A 25,641-nucleotide genomic window follows, 5' to 3' on the forward strand; every position below is an offset into this window, starting at 1 on the left:
GTACAGTCATGGAGGAAAAGCTATTTGGAGAGAACTATGGTATATTTACCTGATTTTACTTTACAAAACTTAATTAAAGCTGGTGTGCATTTTGGCCATAAAACCAGCCACTGGAACCCAAAAATGGCTCCGTATATATATGGGATTCATAGTGGGGCCTATATAATTGATCTGCGAAAGACGGTTCCACTTTTAAAAAGAGCTCTTCAAACATTACACGATGCTGCCTTAAAGAGGTGGCGTATTTTATTTGTGGGAACAAAACTACAAGCTGCATCTATTGTTGTAGAAGCTGCAGCTCATTGTAGTCAATATTATGTTAACCATCGTTGGCTGGGTGGTATGTTAACAAATTGGTCAACCATTTCTTCTTCAGTTAAGAGGTTGCAAAAATATGAGAAGACGATTCAGAACGAGGATACCACTTTAACTAAGAAAGAAGTATCTGATCTTGATAAAAAAAGATTTAAACTAGAGAGATTCATTGGTGGTATTAGAGAGATGGGTGATATGCCTAATATTTTAGTTGTTATAGACACAAATAAGGAACGTATTGCTATAAAGGAAGCACAAAAGCTGGGGATACCAATAATTGCTATGGTAGATACAAACTCTGATCCTACGGGAATAGATTATCCTGTACCTAGCAATGACGATGCAAAGGAATCAATAGAGTTATTCTGTAGGCTTGCATCAAAAGCTATTCTAGCTGGTATTGAGTTAGATCTTGCTAAGTCTGGTGTAAAAATCGATGATGTAAAAAGCGGTAAATTTGAAGGAATATTGAAAAGAAAAGCAAATGAAGAAGTAGTTAATATATCACCGAAAAAAAAGTTAAAATTTAACTCAGAGGAAGAGACAGATGGTGCTTCACAAAAAAGATATCGAAAATTTTTGGAGAGTGACAAAAATGAGTAACATAAACGATATAAAAATTTTGCGTGATAAAACTAGTGCTGGTATATCTGACTGTAAAGAAGCACTAAAGCAATGTGGTGGGGATATTGAGTCTGCAATTAAATATTTAAGAGTGAAAGGCTTATCTAATGCACGAAAGAAAGTGGATAAAGAAGCTAAAGAAGGAGTCATTATAGCTCATATAGAAGAGAAATCTGCTGCAATGATTGCATTAAATTGCGAAACTGACTTTGTTGCTCGTAGTAGTAAGTTTCAAATTCTAGCTGAAAAGCTAGTTTTACTTGTACATGGAAATAACTCTAATGATTTAGATAACTTTAAAAGAAGTAACCATGACATGAAAGATAGTGTTGAAGAAGCAATAATGGAAAAAGTGGCGACACTAAAGGAAAAAATCGATTTAAGTGAAATTTGCTATTTAGAGGTAGAAGAGGGAGTGGTTGCTGGCTATGTTCATAGCAGCATCCCTTCTAGTGAGGGTGCATCATTTAATGGTAATGTTCCACCTATTTTTGGTAAAGTTGGTGCATTAGTAGTACTAGAATCTGAGGGTGATAAAGAAAAATTAAAAGCACTTGGCAAGCAGTTAGCTATTCACATAGCTAGTATGAGACCAAAAGCACTATCTGTTAATCATTTAGATCAGAAAGAACTGGAAAATGAGCGCCTTAGAATCATAGAGGATGTAAAAAAATTAGGTAAGCCTGAGAAAATCATGGAAAATATAATTAATGGCCGTATTGCTAAATATTATGAAGAAGTTATACTTTTAGAGCAATTTTTTTTAGGTGAAAAAATAAAAATTGCTGATTTAATTAAGTCAAGTGAAGCGGAGTTGAGTTGTGCAATTAACTTAGTTGACTATAAGCTATTTACTATATGTTCTTAACCTCGTGGCTCTAGATAAAGAAGTTAAGTACTCTAGAATTTTATTGAAAATATCTGGGGAGGCTTTTATGGGTTCTAAGGGGTTTGGTCATGATATGGATGCTATTAATAGGTTATCTAAGGAGATAAAAGAAGTTCATAAGTTAGGAGTACAAGTATGTTTAGTTGCTGGGGGAGGAAATATATTCAGGGGAGCTTCAGCTTCTGCAACTGGTTTTGAGAGGGCGAGCAATGATTATATTGGTATGCTTGCAACTGTAATGAATGCTTTAACTTTGCAAAACTCTTTAGATAAGATGAATCTTCCATCTAGGGTGTTATCTGCAGTCCCAATGGTGACTATTTGTGAAACCTATATTAGGAGGAGAGCAATTCGTCATTTGGAAAAAGGAAGAGTTGTAATATGTGCAGCAGGGACAGGAAATCCGTTTTTTACTACTGACACAGCTGCCACACTTCGTGCAGTTGAGATGGGTTGTAGTGTTATTTTCAAGGGTACACAAGTAAATGGTGTTTATTCATCAGACCCAAAATATAATAAAGATGCAAGAAAATATAAAAAAATATCGTATAAGGATTTATTATCACAAGATTTAAAAATTATTGATGCATCTGCAGTGTCAATGGCACGTGAGAACTCTATCCCTATAATAGTTTTTGCTATAAATAAGGAGAAGATAACTGACCTTGTAAAAGGTCATGGAGACTATACTAAAATTTCGAATTAATAGGTTAGGGAATGTTAGATAACATTAAAAACACTACTAAAGAGAGGATGGAAAAAACTATAGAAGTCTTCTCAAATGATATTAAAGGTGTACGTACAGGTAAGGCAAATCCATCATTTTTAGATGGAATTACCGTGGATATTTACAATGGTAATTTGAAATTAAATCAAGTTGCATCAGCTTCTGTAGTTGATAACAAGACCTTATCAATCAACGTTTGGGATGCAAGTGTTGTAGGTTGTGTTAAAAACGCAATACTGAACTCAAATTTGGGCCTAAATCCAGTGATAGAAGGTAGTGTAATACGTGTAACCTTACCTGAACTTACCGAAGAAAGTAGGAAGAAATTTATTAAATTAGTGAATGAATTTGCTGAAAATGCCAAAGTGGCAATCAGGAATATACGTCGTGATATTATTGACAAAATAAAAAGTATAGAAAAAAACAAAGAGGTATCGGAAGATGATGCCCGTGATATTAGTGATCAGATACAAAAAATTACCAATGACAGTATAGGAAAGATAGAAAAATTATTATCTATAAAAGAACAAGAAATATTAAAGATATAGTAACTTAGGTATAGAGGAAGGAATTATATCAAGAACCATAAAAATGTGGTGTGTTATAGATTAGGATTGCAATATTAAACTAGGGATGAAGATAGCATTGAATCTTGTTGTAATGATGCTTGAAACTTGTTTAAGGAGGTGATGGCCTGGCTGTTTCTTTCAATAATTTACCACGTAATGTTTTTTCAATTTAATATAATTCACTTTTCTTTGATTAATCACCGGTTAGAATATATCTAGTAATTTTACTTTAAGGGAATGAGGCAGGGCTTATCTATCAGTGATATAAGAAAGTTATTTTTGGATTTTTTTGTAAAGAACCACCATACAATATTTCCGTCTTCATCTCTTGTACCACAAAATGATGCGACACTTATGTTCACAAACTCAGGAATGGTGCAATTCAAACAGATTTTTACTGGCAAAGAAAGTAGCAGTATCAAAACTGTAGCAACTAGTCAAAAGTGTTTAAGAGCAGGTGGTAAACATAATGATCTAGAAAACGTTGGCTATACAAATCGGCACCATACATTTTTTGAAATGCTCGGCAACTTCAGCTTTGGTGATTACTTTAAGGAGCACGCTATAGAGCTGGCTTGGAAATTTATAACACAAGAGCTACAGCTAGATAAAAATAGAGTATATGTAACAGTCTATCATGACGATAATGAAGCATACGAACTTTGGCGAAAAATTAGCGGTTTTTCTGATGATAAAATCATAAAGATTGCAACTGCTGATAATTTTTGGAGTATGGGCAATACTGGACCATGCGGGCCGTGTTCAGAGATTTTCTATGATTATGGTGAGGAAGTAGAAGGTGGGCTACCAGGTAGCAAAAATGCAGACGGTGAGAGGTTTGTTGAAATCTGGAATTTGGTATTTATGCAGTACGACAAAGATGAGGAAGGTAATTTGCACAAACTACCAAAACAATGCATCGACACTGGTATGGGTTTAGAGCGTATAGCCTCAGTGATGAAAGGTGTGTGTGATAATTATGAAACTGACATTTTTCTGGCTTTGATTGACAAGTCGCAGAAAAAATCTGGAGATAGAACAAATAAATTAGCACACAGAATTATTGCTGATCATATGCGTGCTGCAGCGTTTTTAATAGCAGAAGGAGTGACTCCTGCTAACGAAGGAGCTAGCTATGTTTTGCGTAGAATAATAAGAAGAGCCGCACGTTACATCCATCAAATAGGCTATGATGAGCCGCTGCTGCATCAGATTTTTCCCGTACTGATAGATAGCAGTAGTCCTGCGTATATGGCAGATAGCTACCCAGAGCTAATAAGAGCAAAAAAGCTAATAGAGATGACTTTAAGGTCGGAAGAAGAAAATTTCCATGAAACCTTGCTTAGGGGAGTAAATCTTCTTGAGAAAGCAGCAGCTAGTTTAAGCGAAGGTGATGTCGTATCTGGAGAGGTTGCGTTTAAACTTTATGACACTTATGGTTTTCCACTAGATATCACTTTAGATATTTTAAAAGAGAAAAAACTAAAGCTTGATCAAGAGGGTTTTGATACTGCAATGCAGCAGCAGAAAGCAAAAAGCCATTGGACCTGTGATAAAGAATCAGTAAGCAAGGTATGGTTTGATGCTGCTCATCTTTATGGCAGAACAGAATTTATCGGTTATAAATTAAGTCAAATAAGTGATGCAAAAGTTTTATTCATTGTTTCAAAAGAAGAAAAAATCATTGATTGTGCAAATGAAGGTGAGGAAATAAGTATTATTTTAAATAAAACTCCTTTTTATGCAGAATCGGGTGGACAGCAAGGTGATATAGGAGAGCTTGAAGTTATTCTAGGAGAAGAAAACAAATTGGGATCTAAAAGTGGCGTAGTGAAAGTTCTAGATACTCAAAAAATGTTAAATAGTATTTATATTCACAAATGTGTAGTTAAAATTGGTACTGTTGCCTCTGGAGATATAGTAAAAGCTAAGATTGATGAGGAGAGAAGGTTTAACCTGCGGGCAAATCATTCAGTAACGCATCTGTTGCATCAGGTGCTAAAGGAAATTTTAGGAGGTCATGTTGCGCAGAAAGGGTCTTTAGTTGCGCAAGATAAACTGCGTTTTGATTTTAGCCATAACAGCCCGCTCAGTGAAAAGGAGATATTTGCAATTGAGAATAAAGTAAACTCTATGATTAGAGATAATTATCCTGCTACAACTAAAATCCAAAATACAGATAAGGCAATAAAGGAGGGAGCTACGGCACTATTTGGTGAGAAATATGAAGATGAAGTAAGAGTTGTAACTATCGGTAGCTCAAAAGAGTTGTGTGGTGGAACTCATGTGGAATACAGTGGAGAGATAGGGTTTTTTAAAATCATTTCCGAAAGTGCAGTGGCTTTTGGCATCCGTAGAATTGAAGCTGTAACGAAAAAAGCAGCAATTAACTATGTGCATAGCAAAGAGATTGTTCTACAAAAAATTGCAGATCTGCTGAAGGTACCGATAGGTAGTATAGCTGAGAGTATACAAAATCTGCAGAAAGAAAACAAGGAGCTAAAACAAAAGATAGAAAACCTTTATCTAAAGCTTTTAAAGTCAGAAAATATAAAAGCAAGCAGTATTGGTAGTGTGAATTTTCTCAGTCACGTTTTTACTGATATTCCTGCAAACGTTGTAAGAAAATTTGTTATAGAGCAGCAAAAATATCACAAAGCTGATACTGTAATTGTAATTTCTACTGTGGAGGGGAAAAAAGCAGTTTTAATTGTCAGCGTAAGTGATAACCTAACCGAAAGAGTAAGCGCAACTGAGCTAATAAAAGTTATAAATAGTAATGGTGGTGGCAGCAAAACGTTAGCGCAAGTTGGTTGCAGTAGCGATGAGGCTGCCACTTTAAAAATTGAAAATAAACTGAAGAGTATTTTTTAAATAATTGAAGAATTTTCATATCTATATTACTAATTTAGTACTATTATTAACTCATATTATAAATAAATTAACTATCTCTATGTATAATCTAATATATTATATTTATTAATGGAGATGGTATGGAAGGTAATAGAGGAAATGAAGGGAATCCAAATGCACTAGGAATACCAGAAGTGACATCAGATCAATCAAGACAAGCTTCTGAAAATTTATTAAGTAATTATAGTAGTGTATCATCACAAGGTCAAAGTGCTGTTGACGGTTTGACAGAAAGTGTGTTAAGTCAACTTGGCATATCTCAAACACCGTTAAATCGGCCTATATATGCAGTTTCACAAAAAGGAAACAACGCAAGTAGAAATGTCACACCACCTTCACTGCCGTCATCACCACCGCCATCAACACTAAATAGTGAAGGTGAGTATATGTACATGAACAAAAATTATGGTCGTCGTAGAAGTGTATCTTCAGAAGCAAGTAATGATTTTCAGCAGTGTTCTAGCAATGGATTAAGCGGACTAAGCTCAGATAGCATAAGTGAAAGTGAGATGTCAGAGGCTGTAGATCAAGCTGCAAAAGTTGTATCCAGCCCAGAAGCGCAAAAGCAATTAAAGAATAAAATTGAAAATGACCCATCATTTGTTAAAGAACAATTAACAAAATTTAACAAACTTAGTAATAAAGATAAATCGTTGTTTGGATTAAGTACGTTTGGCATAGCAATAGGTGCACCTCTTGCAATTGTAGCCTTGCCAATATTAGCAACAGTTGCTGCCGTGGCAGGGCTTGCCATCGCTATTATTGGTGGGCTCAAACTTGCTACTCCAAGTAAAGCAGAGTTTAGAAAAACTGGACAGAAGATAATGCATGATGTTAAAAATGCTGCCAATGTACTTCCACGTGAAACAAACTTAGAGAAATTGTGGAAATCAACTCATAAACCTGGTGTCACATCTAAAAACCCAAACTTAGAGGAGTTTTTAACAAAATATTGTTTTCCAGATCAAGAATCAGGTAAAAAAGCTGAGGTTAAATTTGATCCCGATAAGATAGAAGCATTAAAATATGCAGCAAAAGAAGTAGGTTTAGATTTAGATATAGATCGGATGGTAAGAAAAGGTGAAAGTAAAGTAAGTGGAGATTATGTTCAAGGCAAAAGTAGCCAAGCTCAGGATAACAAATTTATTGCAACTGCTAGTGAAATTGCAACTGCAGTGATGGAAAAACATCGGTTACCTGATTCGAAGAATGTTTTCACAGGAATACAAGGTATATTTGAGAGTAAACTAACTGAAATAAAGCAGGCAAAAGAAGAAAAGGCAGCAGAGAAAAAGAATTCATTTTCAAGTATGCTTCAGAGAAGCTCATCACACACAGAAAGTGTAGAAGCAGGAAGGAAAGAAAGCAACAACGGTTTAAGTAAAGGCTAAAATCCTACTTTTTCTCTTAGACCTAACTTTATTTACATTTCTGATGTTTTGCTATAATATAGCCCCATGAATAAGAAAGCGTTATTGAAATTAGAAAATGGTAAAGAGGTAGAGCTAGCTATACTTGAGGGTAAATGTGGCCCCAGTGCGCTGGATATAAAAGACTTATATAAAAACACGGGGCTATTTACTTATGATCCGGGGTTTGTTTCAACTGCAGCATGCTCTTCTTCTATTACTTTCATTGATGGTGAGGAAGGAAAGCTTTTGCATCGTGGATATGAAATTTCTCAGCTCATAGAGTATGATTTTTTGTCAGTAGTATATTTACTACTTTATGGAAACCTTCCTGCTGAGAAGCAGTATAAGGTTTTTATATCACAAGTTCAGACACTATCTAGGCAAATGCCAAAGGAAATAAAGCATATAATACAGGCTTTTCCTACAAGTTCTCATCCTATGCCTATTTTGATGGCCTGTTTCTCATGCCTAGCTGCATCTTATCATGTACAACATGGAAGTAACATTGAAGATTTAAGTTTTGGTGTTGCAGCAGTGGCACAGGTGTCGGTTATTATTGCAATGATTTATAATCACGTTACTGGGAAGGAACTTGCTGAAGTCAGTGATGAGCTTAGCTACAGCAAAAACTTCCTTAAGATGATCTCTGTAAGGAATGATGCTACTTCAGTAAAGGCTTTAGATAAAATATTTATCTTGCATGCAGATCATGAACAAAATGCCTCAACAGCAGCTGTTAGGCTTTCTGGATCTACAAATGCTAATTTGCTTGCATGTATTACAGCTGGTATTACAGCTCTATGGGGGCCAGCACATGGTGGAGCAAATGAGGCAGTAATTGGCATGCTTGAGGAGATAAAACACCCAAGCAATATAGGACAATTTATTGAAAAAGTAAAAAATGGCAAATTTAAACTCATGGGATTTGGACATCGTGTTTACAAAAACTATGATCCACGTGCCAGCGAGCTAAAAAAGGTTTGCACTAAAGTATTAAACGATCTTGGTATTCATGATAATCATTTGTTTGAAGTTGCTATGGAGTTAGAAAAAATAGCATTAAGTGATGAGTATTTTATAGAGAGAAAATTATATCCAAATGTCGATTTCTATTCTGGAATAATACTGAGAGCAATGGGAATACCAACGAACATGTTTACACCGATTTTTGCACTGGCAAGGACTGCAGGTTGGGTTGCTCAGTGGTATGAAATGAAAAATAGCAAGGAAAGCAAAATATGGAGGCCACGTCAGCTCTATATAGGAAATTAAAAATTTGAAATAGATTTGCTAGTAGGATTAAAAACTGACGGGGAACATGCAATAAACTGTATCAAATCGCATTTTTAACTCAGCTCAATTTTCTGGGAAGAAAAGGAAGCGTTCAGTAAACTGAATCAAACTAAAAAGTATGATTAGTATAAAAAAATGGAGGTTTTAGAACCTGTTTGCAAAGTATATAGAAAGAAGTAGAGATTTATGATATAAGGGGCATATTTATGGTATGTATTCAAGCGGTATAGGTGATAATGGAAGAGCCATATTTGAACCTAAAAGGACCGGGAAGCCAAGAAAACACAGTATTAGAACTATCATTAATGGAATCCGCTATGTGATGATATCAGTGGAGGCAATTGCCTAAACGTCATGGAAAACAGTTTATAGCTTTGCTTAAAAAATGGTGGAAAATGGCAGATTAGTTAAAAGAGTAAGGTTGGCAAAAATATCTGTAGGAATAATTAATCAGTTAAAACTGCTCAAAAATAGAGACTGACAAAAGGGTATTGTATTGGTCTTGTAATTGCTGTTAAAATTATACCTCTTTATTTCAAGCTAAAGAAAAAGTTACAGAAAGGATATACAGGTAAATTACAAGTTAACAGGATAACAATTACCAAAAAAATGGTTGATACAGAGTTCCAGGTGATTTCTAAACGTTGGATTGTTGCAACTCCAATTTTAGGCGAAGGATTATGAGCACTCTCCTCAAACTTCCAAAGCTAATATTTTCTTTAATATATTATGCTTCATAAATTAGCTCATTTTTAAGACAGGTTCTAACAAGAGCTCAAAGGAAGTATTCCCCAAACCATACGAGTCAAGTTAAAGTGTTAGAAGATTCAATGAACTTAACTTGCACAGAAAATTGTGACCAAGTTATGGCAAGCTTTTCAAGAAAGATCTTTAAGCCTTTAATTTTATTATTTAACGCTAAAAACAACTCTCTCTTTTTAATTCAATAAATGCCTTTGTTAAGCTAAGTTCTGTATTCTTTTTCACTTCTGTGCAACCAACTATACCATAAAATATAAGAATTGCGCACAATTTAGCATATATTGCATCTTTAAGTTCATCACTTATATAATTTAAATAATTTACTTTGTAAATTGTTAATAGCATTAATTTTATTCTCTGTGACATTAGTTATGAATATTGACCAATCCAGCAATTTTTGATTCTTTTGAGAAGACTTTTTATTAGCCCTTCTTCTTTTGATCTCACTTTAATTTTTTCCTTTCTAGAAATTTTAAACAAACTCTATTTTTTGATTTGTTTCTATGTTATACATATTGGTATCGGATTTATAATAGCTAAGCTTCATCCATTTGTTTAAGGTACAACTAAGTCAGCAGTTGATATATTGCCTCTATAACCCTGATCTGTTAGCTCATGATTTAGAATGTAATTTTATCCCATTCATAACCACTATACATATCCTTTATACAAATTTTCCATATCATTAGGTAGGCTAATATATCCTATGCTTTTAAATTGTTTTAAATTGTGAGATGTTTCTAAATAAAGTTGTTGTACATTCTTTTCATATTCAGTAAACCTAAAATTTAAACCTTACAGAATCTTCATTTAATAATTCTATCTATGCTACAACTCCTATGTTACCCAAAATCATTCAATTTCTTTTCTGTTATAGTTGATATTTCATCTGCTTTCTCATTACAAAATTCGTTGAGGATAAATTAGTTATTTTTCTCATTATAATTTTTTGTAATAAATTTAAGAGGCCTGTTTTTTTCTTCTCTCCACCAACTTCCCTTATCTGCACTCGTATGGTTTGGAGAATACTCCCATTTTCCCATTATTCAGAGTATACTAATACGCTGACTCTTTTTTCCAGATTTTGAAGCATTTCTGGTAATATCCATAAGTTCTGTATTATTGATTCGTACCAGACTTTTAGGTTGCTTCAAGAATTCTGCTCTTTATTTCTTTCCCTATATCCATAGGTCTTTTTTTAATCCAATTTTCTTCAGTTGAAAATTAATATTACCCCAAAGTTCAGCTATTTTCGATAGCTCCATGCTTTTTAGCAAATTCGATAAACTCATTCCAATTTTATGATTATAGCCAACGCTTCCAGGTTTTTTTGGTAAAAAGTCTCCTGCTTCTTTGCGTCTTACCTGCCACTCATATAATGTTCTATTTTATATCTTATAGCTACAGATTTTCTCCTTCGTCCAATTGCTTTTTTCCTTAAATCGTAACTATATGCTGCCTTCCCTTCCCACACTTAAATCCATATTTTAGCTTATTTTGACTATTATGAGAAGGTCTATAGAAGAAATTTACGACCATAAGCAGCAGCAATATTACATATTACCAATGAGTGGCGCAATTACTTGCCCAATGATTTTTTAAAGTTAAAGTAAGCAAATAATATACTTGGCATAGATCAAAAAAAGAGGTTTTTATCTAGCTGAAAGCGAAGGTTTTAGTTAGGGAATGATCTCAAAGTGTGGAATTTGTGTATTAAAAGCTTTCCTACAGCCATAAACAGTGTATTTCCCAGTGCAGAAGTGCAATTGTATATGAGATAAGGAACTCATTAAAATATGTATCCAGCAAAATGAATGATTTGAAGAAAGGCTTCAAATAGAGAAATAGCTGAATGCTTGAATTAGAAGAAAAATGGGGAATCCTATGGCAAAATAATTGGGAAACTGGCTATTTTAAGTACTCAGATCCTGTTAGGTTTATACTACCATCCAATTGAATGGGCAAATCAGGAAAAAACCAATTACAAATGCCTTGAATTATATTGTGCTATAAAAAAAATAGAGCAAAATTGGACTATACCAAATTGGGCTTTTTGATACCTTCTTTCCTAACAGATTGAAAATTTAGTTGAGTTTTTGACCCAGTTTGGGGAACCACTTCCTCTTTATGCAAAGCTGCTGCTAAGCTAATTCCCATTGTTAAAAAAACTGCTCCTACCATAGCCTTATCTTTTCTTTTGATTAGAAACTGAGAGGCATTCTGTACCCTCGAGAACAGTAAAAGGTTTAGGTCTTTTTTGAGCACTCCTACTTTGGGGCTGTGCTTCTTGCGATTTGTTGCTTTTTTGAAGGGCAAATTTTTGCATTTGAAAAACATTTGATAAATTTTCAATGATAATTTTATATTCATCTCCTTTTGGTATAACTCTCTCATAATTAGGCAAGAATTTCCTAATATTACTACTAAACTCTTGATTAACCTTCGCTAAAATTTCTTGCTACTGTAGAATAAACCTTTATTGGGTACAAGTGTGGATAGTGTTCTTTGAATTGTTTGATTATTTCATCATCTTTGGAAGCCTGTACATTAGCTTGAAGCATTGATAGCTTTATAAAGAGCTCTAAAGCATGCTTTAACCCTAAATTTAAAGACCTAAAAAATGCTAAATGAATTGCTGAATCTCCCAGACATATATAGTTATCTTTACTTCTTCTGTGAGCGTATCCACAACTAATTTCTATCTTTTTCACCTTAACACTATTTAAATTTACACTGCATCCATCTATTATAAGCTTTCCAAGCAAAGAAGATATTGGCAAGAAGATGCTATCTGGCACTGAATTTGGAGAATTAAATGGATTTAAAGGTTCCCTATTTATATTTGGGTATTCCTTATCAAAAACTTTAGCTAGCTCATCAGTTATAAAAACCGGTAATGTTATATCTGAGAAACCATTGTTATCTTTACTCTTACTTACCACAACTTCAGTAAGCTTTATATTTTTAACGTACTTCATGACTTGATATAAAGAAGATACATTACCATTAATCTTTGCCTTAAAGTTGACATACATTGCATACTGCAGTGGGGTAGTAACTAGATTATCTTTATCGGAACCAAATTCATTAGTTCTTAATTTACTGTTTCTTCCCGTACAATCTAGTATTATTGGATTTGAACTTTTGTGTTTCTGATATAACTCTTCAAAACTTTCCACTTCTTTTATTATGTATTTAGCTCCTAAGGACTTAGCTTCTTTTGCAAATCTCTCTTCTAAATCCTTTATAAGAATTCTATTCTTTTGGCCTTTAAGATGTTCATCTAACCTTATAAAAAACTCAGTTTTTACACTTAATCGAGAAAGCACTTCGTGTACTTCTTTAAAAAAATTATCTTCTGTTTTTATATTAATATTTCTAGTGAACCCTGCACGTTTTTCATAGACAGTAACTGGAAAACTAAGCTGTGCACAGAGTGTAGCTATAACTCCAAAAAGAGTATCGTTTCGTTTAAAGGCATATAGATATACCGGTGTTTGACCATATATATCCTTTGCCCAAGGATTGGCACCATGTTCTATCAGAATGAGTATTGCCTCATCATTAAGCCCTTCTGCCCTACGATGTAGAGCTGTCTTCCCTACATTATTTTTGACATCAATCTTTGCTCCTTTTGCTATTAAAAGTTTTAGTGTATCTATATTAGATGCCTTATGTAAAGGAGTCTCCCCCCTGCATTTGTGGCATTGACATTTGCTCCATTTTCTATTAGCAGTGCTACTATATCTTTATCATCTTCATTAGCAGCATCGTGTAGAGGTGTATATCCTGCCCCATCTTGAAAATTAACATTTGCACCATTTTCTATTAATAGTTTCGTTATATCTATGCTTCCACAGTAACCAACTGCATTATGTAAAGGGGTAGCCCCATACTTATTCGTTGCATGGATATTAGCTTTTTCTTCTATTAAAAATTTTATTATCTATATATATTTTTCCTGATCAGCAGCATTAGTTTCATAAAAAGCAACACGGCCTCTTGTGACTGCAAGATACAGAGCGGTATCCTGAGCGGTTTCAGTTCCTACATTAATATCAGAACCATTTGCAAGCAAGCATTGTATCGCTTCTTTATCACCGTGTTCAATAGCCCGGTGTAGAGCACTTTTCCCTCGATTATCTTGGATATCAATACTTGCTCCTGCATTTTTTAAATGCTTAACCATATTAAAACAGCCACCGTCAGCAGCTATGTCTAGTAATCGCCCTCCGTATTTAAATGAATGATCCAACGAAAACCCACTTTGCCGCCATGATTCATGCTCTTCATAACAAGAACGATATGCTGACTAAGAAAAATAATCACTCTCATCTATTTTGCTATATAGTTCTGCTTTTTGCTTTTTAAACCCTTCAGCTATCCTCTGAACTACATTACTTGAGTTTACCTCTGGATCATTATCCAATGATTTTAATATTTTACACATTACTCTTCCATGACTAAGTTAACATATTTTACTATTTTATGGAGAAGAGTCAATTAAAAAGCTTAGTAATTTATATTAAAAAAAACATTTTCTAGTTATACTTATACTAGTATGATGATCTTAATTATTTAAGTATTTTTTTATGCAAGCTGCAGAAGAAGTAGTAGAACAGCCAATCTTATCAGAACAATTCAAAGAAGATAAGAAGCTAAAATTAAGCAGTGAAGAGATTAAGGAGCAAGAGGGCAATAATCAAAAGGGAAGGCTAAACAGTGAGACAATAGAGTTGAAGCTGAGTAGTAAGGATATAGAAGATGAGGACGAAGAATTTAAAAAAATAATCAAAAGACCAATAAAATCAGGTGAATTAAAAGAACCAGAAGATAAACTCAATGCCTTAAACAGGGCATTAGAGAAACGAGCTTCTTACCCAAACAATTATGTTTTTACCTTGCTTGCGCAAAGAAGCTACAGACCCGCTGAGAAACGGTATGCAACTAATTTCAAGCAGCAACAACAGCAAGAATCAAGGGAGTGTTCAACAATATACTTCTGCACATCTGTAGAATTTACATTACCAACGGTAACAGCAAAATATCCTCTAGCCCACAAATGTTGACCCCAGTATCTTTTTCTTAATTGTTCAAACTCTTGGAATAACTTACGTTCCCTTTGATATATTGTTGGATAGTGGGCGGCATAGAAATTAGCATATGTACGTGATCAGGCGTAATATTACCACTTACAATATCTACGTAATTTTCTGATAATCTCTCTACTGCTGTTTCACCTACAAGTATCCTGTACCTATACTTAGTACTACGTGAAATCAAACGTACTATGAGAGCTATGTTTTTAATCCATAGAAAATACTAAAGTAATCCTATACTAAAGTCTTCGCCTTAAGGCGTGGGTCACCCACCTAACTACATAAAAATTTAGAATTTTTATATATCTACAATACTATCTTTCAGTAATCCATATTGACTTAATAAACAATAAGTTTCATATAGAGGCAACCCAATAGCAGAAAAGTATGACCCTCTAAGCCATAATATAAACATCCCTGCTATGCCTTGCAGGTTGCACCCTCCCGCCTTACCACTCCACTGATTTGACAGTAAATAATTGCTTATTTCTTGCTCAGTTAAACGTTTAAATTTTATTATCGTTATAGTACTTTTAATATGTACACTATCATTTGGTGTCAGCAAACAAACGGTAGTATAAACTCTATGTCTCCTTCCTGATAGTAGACGTATACACTTTTCTACCTCCTGTTTAGTTTCTGTTTTTGGCAATACCCTTCTTCCACACGAAACAACTGTATCAGCACTCAGTATAAAGTAATCAGGATATGATTTTCTTACTGAATGTACTTTACTTTGCGCCATGCGAATTGAGTATTGCTTTGGCAATTCTTTTTTGTTAGGTGACTCATTTATATCTGGTGATACAATCAATCCAGGAGATACATTCATTTGATTTAGTAAACCTAAACGCTGCTTTGAAGATGACGCAAGTATTAAACTATTTGTTTTAACTTTTGTTTTCACTGACGTTCCTCAATCTCCTCACAATACGTCCTTTTATATCTTTTATATTACTGCAGGCAGTACTTATTTCAACTAAAACCCTATCACCAACTGAAATATTGATTTTTCTTTGTGATGACTGCCGCATTCTGTTTGCAAGGAAAACAGTTAACTCATGGCCATTACTGAGTTTAACTTTAAAATTTGCATCAGGCAATGCAGCAGTAACTATACCCTCAATTTCTATAATACCTTTCTTTGACACATCTTTACAAGCTTAATAAAACACAAAGTTTAGAGAATATACACAATATTACAATAAATTCTTATTTAAAAGCTCCGTAAAAAGTTTCATGGAGCTTTTTTATCCCTATATTATATTACCCTTTGATTATTACATCTTAACACTTCTATACTACTATCTAAATTTGATGATGGAGACTCAGGTGATCGAATTACTACAAACGACTCGTCATTTTCTTCTGGTAGCAATGCACTACCACGATTCGAATAATGGTTCTCAAAAGCATTGTAAAGTGGACTTGAAGACCTACTTGAATGTTGCGTTGGTGATGGGGTGTTGGGTATGCTCCTGTTTTTTTCTTAAACACTGACTCATATTTTCAAAATCATGATTTATATCAGAGAAATCTAAATATTGAGAAGAATGTGCACGACTCCCTCTAATTCAAAAAGTATAGAAGTTATAAAATAAATTTATCTTTTAAATATTGAGTGGGAACATTTAATAATCATATATTCTTTTATTGGAAAATGACTTGTCAATTTAAAACTAGCATATTATATCAGTTGTATTAGTTGTGCAAGGGGGAATAGAAAGATGCGTTTTAACTTAATAAAAGGTGACTTATTATCTAAACTTACTTGTAATGGTATAGACGATTATTCTACCATTAAAGTAAATATAAGTTACGTAGAAGCAATTGATTTACCTACAACATCTTATACTTTTACCAATAACGATGATTTTGTCATATTTGGTTGGAATTATGGTCTTAAACAAAGGATATTAAACCATTTTGACAACAAAGGATTATATTTAAAATTAGAAAGAACGAATAATGGAGATAAGTTTGCCTTAGTCGATAGAGGCAGTCAATATTATTACTATTATTGTAACTACAATAGTGACAGTATTAACATAGCTACTAATAATAGTATTGCTCAGTATACAAGCAATAAGCGTACTTATGTGAGTAGTCAATATCTTTATGCATACAATATTACAGAATGTAAAGTTAGCTATCTACCATTTAAAGATGGTAAAGTTTTAATAGATCCAAAAGATATAATAAGCAGTCAAGATATACGTTCTATTTTGAGTGATTTAAGAAAATTTCCTGATAGAAGACTTGAGATAGAGGTTGGAAAAAATTTTTTAAGAGAGCCCCCATTAAATAATTATAAGAGTGTTAATATATGGAGCAACTCTTATGGCTATATTGGAATGCTCAATAATATTATCTTTGCCTATAACGTTGATAGTGAAGCACTACAGCTGTTTTCTCAATCTTTAAAAGAAACAAAGGTTTTCGAAGACAGGCTTTTTAATTGTTTTATGATAGAAAGATCAGGCAATAGTTATGTAGGATGCTTATCAGATGAAAATGGCCAGTGTAAGAACTTTTATACCATTATTCCAGGATCATTTACATATGATAACTCTAATTTACATCCGTATTACTATTACATGGAAAACATGTATGACTCCTTCCATAATATGAAAATTAATGTAAATTTTAAGGACTTTGAGGAGTTAAAACAAAAAGTTGGAAGTTTAGAGAAGAGTATCAACACACTAAATTTTACAATAGGACAAGTTGTAATTGAGGCAGTTAAAGGGGAAAAAGGAGAGCCTGGGACAAATGGGGTATCTGGTTTTCCAGGTGAACCAGGACCAAGAGGAGATAGAGGTTGGAAAGGTGAAAAAGGAGAGCCTGAGACAAATGAGGTATTTGGTTTTCCAGGTGAACCAGGACCAAGAGGAAAGAAAGGAGAACCTGGGTTAGTTGGTAAGCAAGGTAATAAAGGGAATATTGGATTACCAGGAAAAGATGCAAATACTAAGGAGGCGATACAAAATCTGCTTACTAATAATACCATTGCTCACCAAATACTTGAACAACGTGACAAAAGTGGCGACTTTTTGTTAGATAAGCAAATTGTAAACAGCCTTACTAGTGATAAGAATTTTTATATGAAAGTGGCAAATGACCTGCTTTATTATAATGATCAGAAGTTAATAAACTCACTACTTAATGTTACAGGTCAAGATAGTAAGACATTGGTAGAAAAACTTACAAATAGCCCTGATTTGCAAACTAAAATTGCACAAAATTTGTTTGGTGATAAGGCTACTATACATGAGATACTTGAGTATCGTGATGAAGATGATAACTTACTACTAGAACAGCAAATTATGGGCAGTCTTGCTGACGACAAGGGTTTTCATAGGGAAGTAGCCAATAGTTTATTTTATGATAAAAATCAAGAATTGGTAGATTCTTTGGCTAACGCTACTGATCAGGATGGTAAAACATTAATAGAGAAACTTGCAAGTGATGCAGAGTTAATGCGGAGCATTGCAGAAAAGTTAAGTCAAAATCCAGGAAAAATTCAAGGTCCAAAAGGGGAGAGCGGTATACCGGGAAAAGTAGGAACAGATGGGTTACCTGGAGTGGATGGACAGGCAGGAGAAAAAGGTGATACTGGATTATCTGGAATTGATGGTAAACCAGGAGCAAAGGGTGAGCAAGGTGGAAGTGGATTGCAAGGTTTGAGGGGTGATAAGGGAGATAAAGGTGAACTTGGAATGCAAGGTTCACAAGGAGAGAAAGGCAATAATGGAGAAATAGGACTACCTGGAATGGGTGGACAACCAGGGACAAAAGGTGAACAAGGCTTAAAAGGAGCAACAGGTTCTAAGGGTGATCAAGGTAGTGCAGGTCCAAGAGGAAATGATGGCACACCAGGAATGCAAGGTACTAAAGGTCATGCTGGATCGCATGGGTTAAAAGGCAAGCCGGGAGAACAAGGTCCAAAAGGAGAAAGAGGTGATACTGGATTATCTGGAATTGATGGCAAACCAGGAGCAAAGGGTGAGCAAGGCTTAAAAGGAGTAACAGGTTCTAAGGGTGATCAAGGTACTAAAGGTCGTGCTGGATCGCATGGGTTAAAAGGCAAGCCGGGAGAACAAGGTCCGAAAGGAGAAAGAGGTGATGTTGGTTTGTCAGGAGTAGATGGTGTAAATGCTGCAGTAGCTGAACAATTCTTCAGTGAAATAAATCAAACAAAAATTAAAATTCAAAATGTTCAAAAAGAAGTAGAAGCAAATAAAAATGCTTCTGAAAGTTTCACTAAAAAAGCGCAAGACGCCAAAAACAAAACTGAATTATTACATGACAATGTGGTAGAATTGCAAGATATAACTAAGGGTATAGCTCAAGATGCTGAAAGGGCTGCTGGAAATGCATTGAAGTCAGAACAAAATGCAGAAACTTATAGTCAAAATGCTCAAAAAGATTTTAATAATGTAAGAGATATTTTTTGTAAAATAGAGTCTACTAATCAAGTTTGTAGTGCATCTATAAGTAAAAGAAAAACTAAAAGAGCAGAGGATTTCAGCGATATATCAGCAGCAAGTGGAGCAAGCAAGCCAACTTCATTCACATCTAACGTAATAAATTTCTTCTACCCTATTGTAGGACAAAATAAATATAGGCTAGAAAATAAGATACAGGAACTTGAGCAAGCAGCAAAAGCAGTAGACGCTGCAAATATTGCTACTAAATTTGAAAAGGTATTACAAAAAACTGCTAAAAATTGTGGTATGCAGAGTCTAAATTTTAACCCAATAAAGCTGCAATCAACCATTATAAATAAGCAATTATTAAATGATGAGAGAAAGCTACTAAAAACTTTGCTAGCAGTAGCAAAAGAAGCTTATCCAAACTGCCCTGATAAATTTTTCAGCCTTTTTGAAAACCATATGAGAGAGGCATTAGCAGATAGATTGCAGCAGAGAAATGCCATAGATATTAAAAAAGTATCAATAGATAATAAACAACCACGGAGTTTTGTTGATAATGCTATTGTTACCAATTCAAGTAATGTATATGCTGTTGGTGGAATGCCCGCCGGGGTATTTAAATTAAAAGTAATGTAAAGGGAGGGCATGAGTACATCTAAAAAAGTCACAATAGGTCCATTTAATGAAGATTATAGAAAATTAATTAGGCTGCCAGCTGCAAGTTATTTATTAGAACAAAATAATAATGGTGGATACACTATCTATGCACAGAATAGAAATGCACAAATAAGTGATAAGAGTGAATTAAAGTTAAAAGGGGAAAAAGACAAGATAATTTTATATGATGGATCTTCAGCCTTAAAGTTAAATGGGCAAGGTTTTATAGTAGATCAAGATGCAATAATAAGTAAAGATAAAGATAATATTATAAAAGTTCTTGAATCAGGAGGAATAGTAGACACTACAGTTAAGAATATAGAAAGCAATTCTACAAAATTCGGTATTGGTTTATCATTTTATAATAAAACGGATGATAATTTACCTAAAGGTAGATTTACTGGATTATTGAATTTCATCAACTTTGATGACGAAGATGATCAGATACTGCAAGAAGTTGTAAAAAAAACTGATGGGCTTTATTTGACAACAAAAGAAGAAGGTACATGTTGTTCTGAAATTACTTGTATTTCAGATAAAAATGGCACTTGTATACCAATGTACGGTAAGGATGAATATTACCAGTTTAAATTAACGGCTGTTGAAGCTTTAACAGCTGTAGAGGGCTTTATGAAAGATAAACAAGATTTATCTGATAAACTTAGTAAAATAGCAGATAGCACTGAAAAATTAACTAGTAATTATGCCTTACTTAAGAAACTTAGTGCAAAGGTAGTGAAAGGGGACGAGATAAGCTTTGGTAAGTATGCAGCTAATATAAAATTAGAAGATAAAGATATAGCTGGTGCTTTTTCAAAGGTGGGATATTACTTTTATGACAATGCAATTCATATTTATGATCACTTTGCAAAGGATAAAGATAGTTTTAGTCTACCAGAACACTTTCATTTTTTAAAAGTAGTAAAAGATGAGAAAGATCACTATAAATTAGCTTTTTGTAATAGGTATGGTCATGAATATCACGCAATGCCAGATGATTATAAGTTAATAAATATTGAACATATTAAAAAAGGTGTCAAAAGCATAGATTTTGCAAAATATTACGCTAAAAATGGTTCTTTTCCATCATTTATTGCTAAACCAAATGTTAAAGATTATGCAGATTCTAAGCAACATGGAGTAGATATATATGAAATTGAAAATGAAAAAGTTGGGTCATTAATAGATGAGTACGGCTATTATGATAGTCAGGATGGATTTCATTATACCAATAATCAAATAGGAATTAAGGATCGCCTTTACGATCATCCTTCATTTACTATTGCTATAGGGGACAATGGATGTGAATCAAACACAATAAGAGAGAGCAATAACATCTTAAGCGCTAATCATTTAGATCCTGTGAACTGCAACTTAATTGAATACATTGCAAATTATGTAAATGATTATGCTATGTCGCCATTCTCTTATGTATAGCATTTCCCACAGAATGATTCATAAGAAAGCAGAATATGACTTGAACAGAGGGATGTTCTTCCTGGTCCTGTTTTTAACCAATGAGTTTATTAAAGTCAGGGTGGAAGATTTCAGCGCCTTAGCAAATTCACTGATTTTTTTGATTTATGGAAACTTGCATTATCAAGGTTTGACCAGTTTGTTGCACGTTCTCAAATTTTCTCTCCTCTTGGCACCCCTTCTATACCCAGCTTCATCTATATACGATTTTTTCGATAAATCTCTGCCTATTTGGTAAATTTTTTTAATGTGATTTTTAGCTATCTGACTAAATTGTGCTTATTCCGAAACTAAGTTTCATCTCTGCCAGCTGGATGCTTTTTTACATATTCTTCTATTACCACTCTTTCTTTTTTAGCCATCTATATAACGTCCTATCTCTAAAAGCTCCACAACCTCAGCTTTTGATCTTCCCCTTCGACCACAGACATTGCTTTTCCCCACCTATCTCTTTATATACTAAACATTTCATTTTTTTTGCAGGTGATATATATTGCAAACTCCACTCTTCTTTTTGGAGTACTATTATTTTTTAATATTTAAAGATAGAAGAGGTGATTATGATAGTAGTTGTTTTGTAAATGAAATTTTTGTAATTTATTCTTTGATGACCATAAACATTGAGATACTTAACAGCGCTTTAGGCTGTTGAAAGCGCTACTACAAAGGCAGATGAAACTTTATAAACTCCTTTTCCTCCAAAACGCAGACAACTGGATGAAGCATTATCTTTACTACGCAATTTGTCATTTATTTTTCTAACCTATCTGTAGCTTTTGGTGACAATAGAATGTCTTATACCCTTATTTTGCTGCCATCTCGATAGTCCCATCAACTAAATCCTTACTTTCTGTTTTCTAAATGAATCATGAATTGAGTATCGTTCATCTATATGAAATTATCTTCGACAGCACAAGAACATCTATCTTATTTGTACCACCTACTATAGTTACTTCTTTTTTTTCAAATAGATCATAGCAATCAAAAATTCAGTTTGGCACTTACAACTCTTAAACTAAAACCTCAATCAAATATTTTAAATAACTTCATTATCAACAATACTGGTTTTTCTTAGCCATTTGATACGATGAACTGAAAGATTTTGTTATCCTATCACATAGAGCTAAAAAGTTGAATAGGAATTGTATTTCCTGTAACTTATTCAACCTTATGGGTATTTATGCAATATCAAAAGTTATTTAAGAAGATTTTAATTTTTATCTCCAAGAAGTTAGTGAAACTTTACAAAGCTCCTTACATACCAGATTTTAATCTTCACTTTCAAAAATCTTGCCAACGTTTGGCAAGCAAAGGAAAATATTCAATGGTCATTGAAAAAACTTACTTATTTGGCGTTTTTAACAACAAGTAATCTCTTAATTTTAATGAATTGACATCAAAGATAGGTAATATTTTTTTACCTAAAACAATTTAAATTTTACTATAGTAGTTATAATATATCATCATAGTTGGTGTGCAATTCTATGTCTAACTCATCAGGTTGACCCATATCATTTTCATAAATATCTGCCGTGTAAAAAGAATAATCTTGTAACATTTTATCTAATTTATTCTCCGCATTAAGCTTCTCTAAATCACTATAGCCACCAATATGCTCATCACCAATAAATATTTGAGGGACTGTTACTTTAGAGATTCCTTGAGCATTAAGGTATTCGCTTATTTCATTATAATTATTCTCATTTGTAATCTCGCGTTCTTCATACTCTATTCCTTTTTTATTAAGTAAGTCTTTTGCTTTTTTACACCAACCGCATTTTTCCCATGTATAGATTACAACTGGTTTTATGTGCATTGTAGTTATCATAACGCTAATCTCTATTTTAATTTTTTAAATTATAAATATTTATAGTTTAAATTCAATTAATTGAATGAAGTAACTACAAAGTAATTTAAATATGTGAATTACTTAAAATATTGACATTTGCCATCATATTTATTATTATAGTAATATATATTATAATTATTTTAAATTTTCTATTAAAATTAGAATAGCAATATTAACTTATAGTTAATATTTATACTTAATAATTTAAAATTTATTGTTAATAAATATAAATTAAAGGGGGGGGCAAAATGAATAATAATCATCAACATTTAAATAATTATAAAGGAATCTTTGATGGGCTTGATAATTTTTAAGGTGGAGAAAGCCTTAAAAAGCTTATGAAAGATTTAGATAAAACATTAGAACGTACAAAAAAGTCAACAATTGAAGAATCTTTTGGTGATTATGGCACAAAACGCTTGTTTCAAGAGAATGATTTTGCGCATTATGAAGAAAGAGAGGGATAAGAAGATATAAGGTTTTTGTTTGAAGACGGTATAACATTTAGCATGCTAAAGAAGCTTTGCAAGTATGAACTACTCCGAGTGTTTAAAGAAATATATAACTTAAGTAAAAAAGAGTTAAATCATATAAATAATTTTGTTGAAAATTTTAATTTTACAGAAAAGGAAATAGAGTATCTTGAAAAAATTGTTAAAAAATATGCAAAAGAATTTGAACTATTAAAAGTTGAGCAAGAATTTGATATTTTCGAAAAAGCACAACTTAATCATGCAGAAATTAGTAAAGCAGTAAATAAACAATCAAGAAAGGTTTAACATAAATACAATGAAGGGTGAAATAGCCCTTCATCATAAAATTTCCTTAGCTAAATTCTGCTATATTGATTTTCGAGCCTCATTCTGCAACATTATATCTAATTCACCAGACTTATCTAGCTCACAGAGTTTATCACATCCACCAATGTGTTTGTCATTAATAAATATTTGGGGAACTGTTTTTATATCTTTTACACCATGAGTTTTTTCAATTATTTTTCTGTAACTATCACTATTTGGAACAATGCACTTTACATATTCTATCCTCTTTTCTGCAAGTATAGCTTCTGCTCTAAGGCAATAAGGACACCCATGTTTTGCATAGATTACAACTGCCATAACATTATCTCCATTTTACTTTTAGTTTGATTATAAGTATCTTTCATAAAAATATACTTAATTGAACTAGTATGGAAGTTATTTATGATTATAAAGAATGTAAAGGTAAAGAAGTTGCCTTAGCGTTTGGCAATTTTGATGGAATTCATCTGGGTCATAGTCATGTTATATCCACTGTTAAAAACTTGTCTATAGAAAGAGGTATTCCTTCTGCTATATTAACTTTTGAGCCTCACCCTGCATCCGTTTTGTTTAATAGAAAAAATTTTCGGTTAACAAATGTAAAGCAGAAAGTAGAATTCATAAAAAATCATAAAATAGATTACCTATATATTATAAATTTTAATCAAAATTTTGCTAAAACGACTCCAGAGTGCTTCATTCAAGAGGTGCTAGTTAATAGTTGCCAAGTAAAATATATAGTTACAGGTCACGAATGTGTTTTTGGTTATAAGCGCTTAGGCAATTTAAAATTAATTAAAGACTTTGCGGCAACCTGTGATTATAAGATTGTAGAGCTTAACTCACTGGCTATAGAGGATAATACTGTTTGTTCTTCATCTTTAATTAGAGAGTGCTTGACTTGTGGCAACATAGAATTTGCAAATAAATTACTTGGCAGGCCATATTGCATAAGTGGTACTGTAGTAAAAGGAGTAGGTAGAGGTAGAAAAATAGGCTTTCCAACTATAAACTTAAATATTGATGATGATATGGTTAAGCCAAAATTTGGTGTTTACTTTGCTAAAGTAATACAAAATAATGATCATTTTTATGGGCTGGTTAATATTGGTGTTAGGCCAACTTTTGAAGATTTTAAAAAACCAATACTTGAGATGTATATATTTGACTTTAATTATAACTTGTACGATCATCTGGTAAAAATAGAATTTTTAAAATTCTTGCGCCCAGAGAAGAAGTTTTTTGGTACTGAAGAACTTATAGCACAGATACGTTCTGACGTAATAGAAGCACGCAAATTAAAGGATTGTTTATGAGAATGTTTTACCCGTTAATTATATCTTTTGTTGTACTTATTGATCAGATAAGCAAGTTATTGATTAGGTTGCTGATTGCAAACAAAGGTACAATTAAGATCTGTAGCTTTTTAAAATTCATAAAGGTCTGGAATTCTGGAATTAGTTTTGGTTTATTTGATGATTTGCCAAGGAATAATATTATTTTTTCATTATCCTCAATTATCATAATCTGTATATTTACTTATGTTTTGTACAAGACTCGTAGTAAACTAGTTCGCTTTAATTTTAGCTTGATAATTGGTGGTGCTATGGGAAATCTCATTGATAGAGTATACTGGGGTGCAGTTTATGATTTTATAGATATAAAAATTATAAAATGGCATTGGCCCACTTTTAATCTTGCAGATTCTTTTATAGTCATAGGAATGCTTTTGTTGATCTTTAAGTGGTATGTTTACGATCTCATCAAAAAAGCGTAATAAAAACTATTGCATCTTTACTTCATATCAAGTATTAAATATT

The 25,641-nt window shown here is 33.1% G+C and carries 24 protein-coding genes and 4 pseudogenes; 14 read left to right on the plus strand and 14 right to left on the minus strand.

Annotated features, from left to right (window positions below; translation table 11 throughout):
• Positions 1–36: 36 nt before the first annotated feature.
• The 7 genes from rpsB (at position 37) to AACL19_RS01200 (ending at position 8,721) form a co-directional block, all read left to right on the plus strand.
• The gene (gene rpsB, locus AACL19_RS01170; RefSeq protein WP_339046009.1) at positions 37–918 is read left to right on the plus strand and encodes a 30S ribosomal protein S2; all 882 of its coding nucleotides are present in this window, start codon (positions 37–39) and stop codon (positions 916–918) included.
• Complete coding sequence (gene tsf / locus AACL19_RS01175) at positions 911–1,807, plus strand: translation elongation factor Ts (protein ID WP_339046011.1); 897 nt, start codon at positions 911–913, stop codon at positions 1,805–1,807. The genes rpsB and tsf overlap by 8 nt, the downstream gene beginning before the upstream one ends.
• 4 nt (positions 1,808–1,811) lie before the next feature.
• Positions 1,812–2,534 (plus strand): UMP kinase, encoded by a 723-nt coding sequence (pyrH, locus tag AACL19_RS01180; RefSeq protein ID WP_339046624.1) that lies wholly within the window; start codon positions 1,812–1,814, stop codon positions 2,532–2,534.
• A gap of 11 nt (positions 2,535–2,545) precedes the next feature.
• Positions 2,546–3,103: a ribosome recycling factor gene (gene frr / locus AACL19_RS01185; RefSeq protein ID WP_339046013.1), complete on the plus strand. Its 558-nt coding sequence runs from the start codon at positions 2,546–2,548 to the stop codon at positions 3,101–3,103.
• Between the two features lie 258 nt (positions 3,104–3,361).
• Positions 3,362–5,998, plus strand: coding sequence for an alanine--tRNA ligase (alaS, locus tag AACL19_RS01190; protein ID WP_339046015.1), 2,637 nt, complete (start codon positions 3,362–3,364; stop codon positions 5,996–5,998).
• 119 nt (positions 5,999–6,117) lie between these two features.
• Positions 6,118–7,428 (plus strand): hypothetical protein, encoded by a 1,311-nt coding sequence (locus tag AACL19_RS01195; protein WP_339046017.1) that lies wholly within the window; start codon positions 6,118–6,120, stop codon positions 7,426–7,428.
• A gap of 66 nt (positions 7,429–7,494) precedes the next feature.
• Positions 7,495–8,721: a citrate synthase gene (locus tag AACL19_RS01200; protein ID WP_339046019.1), complete on the plus strand. Its 1,227-nt coding sequence runs from the start codon at positions 7,495–7,497 to the stop codon at positions 8,719–8,721.
• Positions 8,722–9,547: 826 nt separating this feature from the next.
• On the opposite strand, the pseudogene AACL19_RS01205 reads toward AACL19_RS01200, so the two are convergent.
• Positions 9,548–10,045: pseudogene (locus tag AACL19_RS01205) on the minus strand (IS4 family transposase); the annotation flags it as partial.
• Between the two features lie 508 nt (positions 10,046–10,553).
• Positions 10,554–10,978, minus strand: a pseudogene (locus AACL19_RS01210) (IS630 family transposase); the annotation flags it as partial.
• A gap of 173 nt (positions 10,979–11,151) precedes the next feature.
• Here AACL19_RS01210 and AACL19_RS01215 point away from each other — a divergent pair.
• Positions 11,152–11,561 (plus strand): annotated as a pseudogene (locus AACL19_RS01215) (IS256 family transposase); the annotation flags it as partial.
• Here the strand turns inward: AACL19_RS01215 and AACL19_RS06980 are convergent.
• The 10 genes and pseudogenes from AACL19_RS06980 to AACL19_RS01245 form a co-directional block, all read right to left on the minus strand.
• Positions 11,539–11,898, minus strand: a complete 360-nt coding sequence (locus AACL19_RS06980; RefSeq protein ID WP_410519862.1) for a hypothetical protein — start codon at positions 11,896–11,898, stop codon at positions 11,539–11,541. The pseudogene AACL19_RS01215 and the gene AACL19_RS06980 sit on opposite strands and share 23 nt — an antisense overlap.
• A 41-nt stretch (positions 11,899–11,939) precedes the next feature.
• Positions 11,940–12,833 (minus strand): hypothetical protein, encoded by an 894-nt coding sequence (locus AACL19_RS01220; RefSeq protein WP_339046021.1) that lies wholly within the window; start codon positions 12,831–12,833, stop codon positions 11,940–11,942.
• Positions 12,834–13,025: 192 nt separating this feature from the next.
• Positions 13,026–13,202 (minus strand): annotated as a pseudogene (locus tag AACL19_RS06985) (ankyrin repeat domain-containing protein); the annotation flags it as partial.
• A complete protein-coding gene (locus tag AACL19_RS06990; protein WP_410519873.1) occupies positions 13,163–13,450 on the minus strand; it encodes an ankyrin repeat domain-containing protein in 288 nt (95 codons plus the stop codon). The pseudogene AACL19_RS06985 and the gene AACL19_RS06990, both read right to left, overlap by 40 nt.
• Positions 13,451–13,759 carry an ankyrin repeat domain-containing protein gene (locus AACL19_RS01225; RefSeq protein ID WP_339046023.1) on the minus strand — a complete coding sequence of 103 codons (309 nt, stop codon included), beginning with the start codon at positions 13,757–13,759 and terminating at the stop codon, positions 13,451–13,453.
• A gap of 57 nt (positions 13,760–13,816) precedes the next feature.
• Positions 13,817–13,954: a hypothetical protein gene (locus tag AACL19_RS01230; RefSeq protein ID WP_339046025.1), complete on the minus strand. Its 138-nt coding sequence runs from the start codon at positions 13,952–13,954 to the stop codon at positions 13,817–13,819.
• A 468-nt stretch (positions 13,955–14,422) separates the two neighbouring features.
• On the minus strand, positions 14,423–14,566 hold the full coding sequence (locus AACL19_RS06995; RefSeq protein ID WP_410519863.1) for a hypothetical protein: 144 nt from the start codon (positions 14,564–14,566) through the stop codon (positions 14,423–14,425).
• Between the two features lie 23 nt (positions 14,567–14,589).
• Positions 14,590–14,787 (minus strand): transposase, encoded by a 198-nt coding sequence (locus AACL19_RS07000; protein ID WP_410519846.1) that lies wholly within the window; start codon positions 14,785–14,787, stop codon positions 14,590–14,592.
• A 114-nt stretch (positions 14,788–14,901) separates the two neighbouring features.
• Positions 14,902–15,510, minus strand: coding sequence for a Maf family nucleotide pyrophosphatase (locus tag AACL19_RS01240; RefSeq protein WP_339046029.1), 609 nt, complete (start codon positions 15,508–15,510; stop codon positions 14,902–14,904).
• Positions 15,494–15,754 carry a translation initiation factor IF-1 gene (locus AACL19_RS01245; protein WP_339046031.1) on the minus strand — a complete coding sequence of 87 codons (261 nt, stop codon included), beginning with the start codon at positions 15,752–15,754 and terminating at the stop codon, positions 15,494–15,496. Before AACL19_RS01245 ends, AACL19_RS01240 begins: the two co-directional genes overlap by 17 nt.
• Before the next feature lie 576 nt (positions 15,755–16,330).
• Between AACL19_RS01245 and AACL19_RS01250 the strand changes: the two genes are divergently transcribed.
• A complete protein-coding gene (locus AACL19_RS01250) occupies positions 16,331–19,675 on the plus strand; it encodes a hypothetical protein (protein WP_339046033.1) in 3,345 nt (1,114 codons plus the stop codon).
• Between the two features lie 9 nt (positions 19,676–19,684).
• On the plus strand, positions 19,685–21,133 hold the full coding sequence (locus AACL19_RS01255) for a hypothetical protein (protein ID WP_339046035.1): 1,449 nt from the start codon (positions 19,685–19,687) through the stop codon (positions 21,131–21,133).
• 1,489 nt (positions 21,134–22,622) lie between these two features.
• On the opposite strand, the gene AACL19_RS01260 is transcribed toward AACL19_RS01255, so the two are convergent.
• Complete coding sequence (locus tag AACL19_RS01260; RefSeq protein WP_339046037.1) at positions 22,623–23,000, minus strand: glutaredoxin domain-containing protein; 378 nt, start codon at positions 22,998–23,000, stop codon at positions 22,623–22,625.
• Between the two features lie 359 nt (positions 23,001–23,359).
• Here AACL19_RS01260 and AACL19_RS01265 point away from each other — a divergent pair, with 359 nt between their 5' ends.
• Together AACL19_RS01265 and AACL19_RS01270 are read left to right on the plus strand one after the other, a co-directional pair.
• Complete coding sequence (locus tag AACL19_RS01265) at positions 23,360–23,488, plus strand: hypothetical protein (RefSeq protein ID WP_339046039.1); 129 nt, start codon at positions 23,360–23,362, stop codon at positions 23,486–23,488.
• Positions 23,489–23,566: 78 nt separating this feature from the next.
• The gene (locus tag AACL19_RS01270) at positions 23,567–23,800 is read left to right on the plus strand and encodes a hypothetical protein (protein ID WP_339046041.1); all 234 of its coding nucleotides are present in this window, start codon (positions 23,567–23,569) and stop codon (positions 23,798–23,800) included.
• Positions 23,801–23,860: 60 nt separating this feature from the next.
• Here the strand turns inward: AACL19_RS01270 and AACL19_RS01275 are convergent, their stop codons facing one another.
• On the minus strand, positions 23,861–24,139 hold the full coding sequence (locus tag AACL19_RS01275; RefSeq protein ID WP_339046043.1) for a glutaredoxin domain-containing protein: 279 nt from the start codon (positions 24,137–24,139) through the stop codon (positions 23,861–23,863).
• A 71-nt stretch (positions 24,140–24,210) separates the two neighbouring features.
• Here AACL19_RS01275 and ribF point away from each other — a divergent pair, with 71 nt between their 5' ends.
• Both ribF and lspA read left to right on the plus strand, forming a co-directional pair.
• Complete coding sequence (gene ribF, locus AACL19_RS01280) at positions 24,211–25,137, plus strand: riboflavin biosynthesis protein RibF (RefSeq protein WP_339046045.1); 927 nt, start codon at positions 24,211–24,213, stop codon at positions 25,135–25,137.
• Positions 25,134–25,598: a signal peptidase II gene (lspA, locus tag AACL19_RS01285; protein WP_339046047.1), complete on the plus strand. Its 465-nt coding sequence runs from the start codon at positions 25,134–25,136 to the stop codon at positions 25,596–25,598. The genes ribF and lspA overlap by 4 nt, the downstream gene beginning before the upstream one ends.
• Positions 25,599–25,641: the final 43 nt, after the last annotated feature.

The sequence above is a fragment of the Candidatus Mesenet endosymbiont of Agriotes lineatus genome, assembly GCF_964019585.1.
Lineage (GTDB): Bacteria > Pseudomonadota > Alphaproteobacteria > Rickettsiales > Anaplasmataceae > Mesenet.